Below are 6,303 nucleotides of genomic sequence, written 5' to 3'. Positions count from 1 at the left end.
CCGCTGTCACTCACAACGGCATAGGCGTTCATCTGCAGGCAGTTGTAGTCGTGGAAACCGAGAGGTTCATGCTGAATCACACGACTGTCAAGTGCAAAGCCGCTTGATTCCAGACGTTTCCTGCTACGGGGATGACAACTGTAAAGTATGGGCATGTCATATTTCTCGGCCATAGCGTTAACCGCCTTGAAAAGGGACAGGAAGTTCTTCTCCGTGTCAATGTTCTCTTCCCGATGCGCGGAGAGCAGGATGTATTTACCTTTCTGGAGATGCAATCTCTGGTGAATATCGCTGGACTCTATTTCGGACAAATTCTCATGCAGGACTTCCGCCATGGGCGAACCGGTTACGTATGTACGTTCTTTCGCCACGCCCGAAGCGTTCAGGTATCTGCGGGCATGCTCCGAATAGCAGAGGTTCACATCGGAAATGACGTCCACAATACGGCGGTTGGTCTCCTCAGGCAGGCACTCGTCAAAGCAGCGGTTGCCTGCCTCCATATGGAAGATGGGGATATGCAGACGTTTCGCGCCTATCACGCTCAGGCAGGAGTTCGTGTCTCCCAACACCAGCACGGCATCAGGTTTCACCTGCACCATCAGCTTGTAGCTGGCGTTGATAATATTCCCCATCGTGGCACCGAGGTCATCGCCGACGGCATCCATATACACATCGGGGTCTTTCAGCTTCAGGTCACGGAAGAAGACACCGTTCAGGTTATAGTCGTAATTCTGGCCGGTGTGGGCCAGCAGACAGTCAAAATAACTGCGGCATTTGTTGATGACAGCCGCCAGGCGGATGATTTCCGGACGGGTGCCCACTATAATCAGAAGTTTCAGTCTGCCGTTCTCCTGAAACCTGACTTGCGAATAATCCAATTTTATATCCATCTGTTCCTATATTCTTTAACTCGTTTCAGACTTTTTCAGAATAAGTGTCCGGACGTGCCGGGTCGAAACACTCGTTGCACCACATGAAGGTCACCAGGTCTTCCGTTTCCGAAAGGTTGACAATGTTGTGCGTATAGCCGGGAATCATCTCCACGACCTCCATCCTCCCGCCGTTTACCTCGAAGCTGACAATTTCCTCCGTACCTATCTTGCGGAGCTGTATCAGACCATGTCCGCTCACCACCACAAACTTCTCGTTCTTGGTATGGTGCCAGTGCTGGCCTTTCGTAACGCCCGGCTTGGAGATGTTCACCGAGAACTGCCCGCGGTCGGAAGTACGGATAATCTCCGTAAAACTGCCGCGGTCGTCCACATTCATCTTCAGGGGATAGCTGAACCGTTCTTCAGGCAGGTATGAGAGGTATGTGGAATAGAGTTTCTTTGTAAAGGCATCGCTCAAATCCGGAACGGACAAGGTACCGGGCATTTGCCTGAAAGACCTTATCAGTTCCACAATGCCGCCCAAGGTAACGGTATGTACTACGGGCACTTCGCAATAATCCCCGTTGCGGTGTTCCCTGCCGCTCAGGGCAGAGACAAGCTCGTCCACCACATCGTCTATGTAAACCAGATGCATCACCACCGAAGGGTCGTTCACCCGGATGGGCTGGTCATGGGCGATGTTGTTGCAGAAAGTGGCCACCGCGCTGTTATAGTTGGGGCGGCACCATTTGCCGAAAACATTCGGGAAGCGGTACACCAGTACCTTTGCACCCGTTTCCCTGGAGTACTCGAACAACAGTTGCTCCCCTGCCCGCTTCGATTCACCGTAAGGGTTGTCGAGTGCGGCCTGCGTGGAAGAGGAAATCATTACCGGACAAGTATTTCCGTACTTCCTCAATGTATCAAGCAGCATGGAGGCGAAGCCGAAGTTCCCTTTCATAAACTCAGACGCATCCTGGGGACGGTTCACGCCTGCCAGATTGAAGACAAAGTCAGCTTGTCTGCAATAGACATCCAGTTCGGCAGGGTCACTGTCCATGTCATACTCGTAAATAGTAAGTTCCTCACCTGCAATGCCGTAATTACGGGCTTTCCCGTCACGGATGTTGTGCAGCTGGGATACAAGGTTCCGGCCGACGAACCCTCGGGAGCCGGTTACTAAGATTTTCATAAACTAATGGGTTCTGTTTGTCACAGAAAAGAGAAGATATTCATAGTGAATGACAGAAATCATCCAAACCTATAAAACTTACTTTTGGGAAATTATATTGCTTCAATATATGAAAATGATGATCTTCCGTAACAATAAACTTGGCATTAGCCACAACTGCACAGTCCACAAACTTATTATCATCCGGATCTGATTTTATCAGATTGAAGTTATAATAAGGAGTAAAGAACAAAGTATAAGGATTATTGAGAATGACATCAATCACCAGCTTAGCTATTTCCACACCTGCCAAACGTTCTAATATTTCCTCATATTCATTAAGAATTTCATCAGAAACGCATAACTGATTCGTTCCATCCAAAAAGCAATCCCAAATCTTACGGTACCTGCTTTTGGGAGAAATGCACTGTATCAAGCTATTTGTATCTAATACAATTCTATTCATCTCTTCGGAAGTGTACGGACATCAATTTTTCTCAGTTCATCAAGTTTTTCTTGGTTTAAAACTCCCGAATCCCATAAGTCATTCAAGCGGTCATCTAACTTCTGAGAAAAATATTTGGTCAACACTTCTTTAACTTCATTCAATCGCTCCTCCGAACCATCAAAAGCAAACATCTTCAAAAGATGTTGTTGAACTGAATTTAATACTGTTGCTGCCATATTCTCAATTATTAGTTTCAATATGGCAAAGATAGTTTTTTTTTCTAAAGGAACAATACATTCCCTCTTTCTTTCCTGTTGTATTATTCAAATTAAAGACTTATTCACTCTTGATTTCCGCGCTCTTCGCCTTTTCCTCCATTCCGAGGTCTTCGCGGATGAAGCGGAGTTTCAAAAGAAGCTTTTTCATGCCCTCCACATCCAGGCGGGCGGTGTTATGGCTGTGATAGTCCTCTATACGGGCAATATCCTCATTGCCTTCCGTGAAGAACTTGTCATAGTTCAGGTCACGGGTGTCGCAGGGGATGCGGTAGTAGTCGCCCATGTCGACAGCCTTTGCCATCTCTTCGCGGGTTACCAGTGTCTCATACAGTTTCTCGCCGTGGCGCGTGCCGATGGTCTTCACCTCCGTCTCACCGTATTTCGGATCAACCTGCGCGTATGTTTCCTTCAAGGCCTGCGCCAGTACATCCAAGGTGGCGGCAGGAGCCTTCTGCACGAACAGGTCACCGTTATGCCCGTGTTCAAACGCATAGATTACCAAATCCACGGCATCGTCCAGCGTCATCATGAAGCGGGTCATGTTGGGGTCCGTTACCGTAATGGGCCTGCCGTTCTTTATCTGCTCCACCCACAACGGTATTACAGAACCGCGGCTTGCCATCACATTGCCGTAACGGGTGCAGCAGATGGTCGTTCCTGCCTCTTCACCCAGCGCACGGCCCTTGGCTATGGCAACCTTCTCCATCATGGCCTTGCTGATGCCCATGGCATTGATGGGATAGGCAGCCTTGTCGGTAGAAAGCACTACTACATTCTTTACACCATGCGCTATGGCGGATTCCAGTACATTGTCGGTACCGATCACATTGGTCTGCACAGCCTGCAACGGGAAAAACTCGCAACTGGGAACCTGCTTCAAGGCGGCGGCGGAAAACACATAATCCACTCCCATCATGGCACCGTCCACAGACTGGCGGTCACGGACATTACCAATGTAGAATTTTACTTTGGGATTTTGCAGGTGATGACGCATGTCATCCTGCTTTTTCTCGTCACGGCTAAAAATACGGATTTCCTTGATGTCACTATCAAGAAAACGACGCAATACAGCGTTACCAAAAGATCCGGTGCCTCCGGTGATTAATAAAACTTTGTCCTTGAATATAGACATAACTCACTAATATTTTTCCTATTTTCTAATTCTTTTATCCAATCCCAATAGTTGATAAAGTCTAATACCAATCTTAAATGCCCAGGCATTATTCTTATAGTGCAAGTATTTTTTCGGCAATTTATGATATGACATTAGTTCTTCCTTACTAATAGCCAGTTTCTCTGCCACTTCATCAAACATCTTTTTACACTCCTCATCAGAAGCAGGAGGATTCTTTAAAATTTCAAGAGCTTCTTCACGGCTCATTTGTCCCGTAATAATCAAACTTGATAATTGCGCCCTACGAATATCATAGCCAAACCGAGTAGGAAGCCACCAAGCCTCTAGAAACTTAGTAAGCAAATCCTCAAAATGTTTTTGCCCATAAGGTTGATAATCATATTCACGTTGAAGGGTTGCCAACATTTCAGCTTTTGTAAAAGGAACATAATTTAGGAGTTGCAACGTCTTTACTCCTTTTATGTATGGAAGAACAAATTTATGTTTAAAACCTGTAGTATAAATATAATTCTTAGTCTTCACATTGCCGTGCTTTTTTAATACATCCTTTACATAGGTTTTATCTGCCGTAGGTCCTGCACCATCAAACCAAGAGTCTGGGTCAGCAACAATTTCAGTACAAATATTATAACCATTCAAAATGTATTTCACACCCAATTCTTCCGAATATTTATCTATTTGAGCAATGAAAGCATGGTCTTGAGGAACATCCAACCCGGCATGTCCGGTCTTGAAAAATGCAATCTGCATCTGCTTCAACTCTTCAAAATCCAACTTCTGAATATGAAGATGGACATTCAGTTTATCACAGAGCTTTTTAATATTCTCTTCTGCTACAGGCAGATTCCATCCGGCATCAATATGAAACACAAAGGGACGAAGCCCCCACTCTTTGACTGCAAGATGCAGCATATAACAACTATCCAATCCACCACTCAGTCCTAAAATACAATCGTATTTTTTACCTTTTCCTGAGATTCTTACTTGCTCCAAAATGGCTTTCAACTCAACTTCGTGGCCTTTGCCATGGTTCCACCAAGGTAATATATGTTGTTCATACTCTCGGCATCTGTCACATACACCATTTTCATCAAAAGTCAGATTAGAATCAGTCGTATCCATTACACAATGGGTACATACTTGGTAATTTTTATCCATACTCTTTTCTACTTTAACAAAGTATCATACAATTTTATATAATCTTCAAAGCGTTCATTTTTATCATAATATTTAACAGCTCGTTTTCGACATATATGATGATAAACTTCTTTTCCTCGCTTTACTATTTCAGCTACAGCCCTCTTTATGCCTTTTATATCCCCTTTTTCTACAATATATCCAGTTTCATCTGATACAGACTCAACACTTCCGCCAGTCCGATATGTAATGACAGGTGTTCCACAAGCTAAAGATTCTAGATTTGTTGTTGGAAATGTATCTTCCCAAGTTGGGTTAATAAAGACAGAAGCTAAAGTGTACAAAGTAGCTAATTGAGTAACATTTTCAGTTCTCTCAATTCCAATTATGCCATCGGGGATTTCTTTCAACTGTGTTTTTGATAATCCCACTAAAACAATAACCCAATCTTCAGAAATCATGTTATACAATTGAACGAAATCCTCAAGCCCCTTGCGTTTATCCCAAATACTAGCTACTCCTAATAAAACACTAGTTTGCTCTGCTAATCCCAATTTATTTCTCATGGCACATACACTCTGCAAGGATTGAGGAGAAAAAAGTTTTAGATCAATTCCATTTTGAATTACATTTATTGGATAATTTTTCAAGAATGATTTCTTTACAATCATTCCTAGCCACTGTGATACCGGCACAATAGTCAAATTTTCCATAGATGTAAACAACTTTTTTTTTAGTTCATAATTTTTAAAAGACCTATCTATTAATACACTTCCAGGATATATTTTCTTTTGTACGCAAGTCTCACAATGCGTCAACCATTTCTCACATCCGACATAGTCAAAATGAGCACAATGCCCAGTCATTGACCAACAGTCATGAAAAACCCATACCACAGGTGTAGAAATAGAAGATAAATACTTAAATAAAACCTCCATATTCAAAAAATACCCATGAATGTGATGAAGTTGAATAATATCAGGATGAATTTCCTCAATCTGTTGTATTAATCTTCTAGTGGCTCGAGTAGAGTGAAGACAATGAGTATCAAACAAACGTGTCATAATTCCATGCCAATACACATCCCATTTTGTACCTATTTTAATAGTCATAGATTGACTAGGCAAATGATTACGAGCATAAGTTATATAACTCTTCCAACCATGTGCAAGAGCTACTTGCCCTATTTGTTCAGCAATACGTCCTACAGAACCAGAATTCACCTCTATACTAATTTGAAGAAGAGTAAGCATAAAGATTAA

7 protein-coding genes are annotated in these 6,303 nt (G+C 43.3%); all 7 read right to left on the bottom strand.

What is annotated here, in order from left to right:
• Nucleotides 1-890, bottom strand: an 890-nt coding sequence (locus DW039_RS13030; protein ID WP_120382007.1) for a UDP-N-acetyl glucosamine 2-epimerase, incomplete at its 3' end; no start/stop codon positions are given.
• Nucleotides 891-915: 25 nt separating this feature from the next.
• Complete coding sequence (locus DW039_RS13025) at nucleotides 916-2,064, bottom strand: capsular polysaccharide biosynthesis protein CapF (protein ID WP_120382006.1); 1,149 nt, start codon at nucleotides 2,062-2,064, stop codon at nucleotides 916-918.
• A gap of 40 nt (nucleotides 2,065-2,104) precedes the next feature.
• Nucleotides 2,105-2,509 carry a putative toxin-antitoxin system toxin component, PIN family gene (locus tag DW039_RS13020; RefSeq protein ID WP_022400851.1) on the bottom strand — a complete coding sequence of 135 codons (405 nt, stop codon included), beginning with the start codon at nucleotides 2,507-2,509 and terminating at the stop codon, nucleotides 2,105-2,107.
• A complete protein-coding gene (locus tag DW039_RS13015; protein WP_005829183.1) occupies nucleotides 2,506-2,727 on the bottom strand; it encodes a hypothetical protein in 222 nt (73 codons plus the stop codon). The genes DW039_RS13020 and DW039_RS13015 overlap by 4 nt, the downstream gene beginning before the upstream one ends.
• Nucleotides 2,728-2,827: 100 nt before the next feature.
• Nucleotides 2,828-3,901 carry a polysaccharide biosynthesis protein gene (locus tag DW039_RS13010; RefSeq protein ID WP_008663517.1) on the bottom strand — a complete coding sequence of 358 codons (1,074 nt, stop codon included), beginning with the start codon at nucleotides 3,899-3,901 and terminating at the stop codon, nucleotides 2,828-2,830.
• A gap of 18 nt (nucleotides 3,902-3,919) precedes the next feature.
• The gene (locus tag DW039_RS13005; RefSeq protein WP_008663516.1) at nucleotides 3,920-5,062 is read right to left on the bottom strand and encodes an N-acetyl sugar amidotransferase; all 1,143 of its coding nucleotides are present in this window, start codon (nucleotides 5,060-5,062) and stop codon (nucleotides 3,920-3,922) included.
• Between the two features lie 8 nt (nucleotides 5,063-5,070).
• Nucleotides 5,071-6,294 carry a glycosyltransferase gene (locus DW039_RS13000; RefSeq protein WP_008663515.1) on the bottom strand — a complete coding sequence of 408 codons (1,224 nt, stop codon included), beginning with the start codon at nucleotides 6,292-6,294 and terminating at the stop codon, nucleotides 5,071-5,073.
• Between the last annotated feature and the right edge of the window lie 9 nt (nucleotides 6,295-6,303).

Source organism: Bacteroides sp. AF39-16AC, from assembly GCF_003602735.1.
GTDB classification, from domain to species: domain Bacteria; phylum Bacteroidota; class Bacteroidia; order Bacteroidales; family Bacteroidaceae; genus Bacteroides; species Bacteroides uniformis.
The sequence above is the reverse complement of the archived record's forward strand: the minus strand, read 5'-3'. Positions and strand labels throughout refer to the sequence as shown.